Below are 534 nucleotides of genomic sequence, written 5' to 3' on the forward strand. Positions count from 1 at the left end.
CACGTCCGTGACCGAGATCCGGCGAGCGGGAGACGGCTCATTGCGCCTGGAACGGACCCCCGTCGGCATCGCCGCGGAAGTGGGCGACATCCCCTATCGCACCGGGCTCGTGCGCTGGCGCGGCGACTCCTTCCTGCCGACCGAGGCCGAGGACGGCGTCCGCCAGCCGGTCGCCTTCCTCGGCGACGACGGCGCGGGCAGGGCGCTGTTCCTGCACGCGGGCCGGGCGGATCGGCGGGTGGCGTCATGACCGCGCCGGGGTTCGCCCGAGCGCTGCATCGCCGCGCCGTGGTCGCGGATGCGCACAACGACTTACTCTGCGCGGTCGTGGCGCGCCCTCCCGAGCGCTGGGGGAGCTTCTTCCGGGAGCGCTGGCTGCCGCAGCTCGAGAAGGGGGGCGTGGACCTCCAGGTGCTCCCCGTGTTCGTCGAGGATCCTCATCGTCCCGAGGGGGCGCTACGCCGCACCCTGCGCATGATCGAGGCCGCACATCGGGTCGCAGAGGAGAACGCCCACCGGGTCGCGCTGTGCCGG

At 73.6% G+C, this 534-nt stretch carries 2 protein-coding genes; both read left to right on the forward strand.

Features of this window, described 5'->3' with window-relative positions:
* The coding region (locus RL72_RS19975) for a hypothetical protein (RefSeq protein ID WP_045248755.1) at window positions 1-250 on the forward strand (250 nt) is incomplete at its 5' end.
* Window positions 247-534: membrane dipeptidase (locus RL72_RS00045; RefSeq protein WP_045248756.1), on the forward strand; the 288-nt coding region annotated here is incomplete at its 3' end. The genes RL72_RS19975 and RL72_RS00045, both read left to right, overlap by 4 nt.

Origin of the sequence: Microbacterium azadirachtae, assembly GCF_000956545.1 — a bacterium.
Taxonomy (GTDB): Bacteria; Actinomycetota; Actinomycetes; order Actinomycetales; family Microbacteriaceae; genus Microbacterium; species Microbacterium azadirachtae.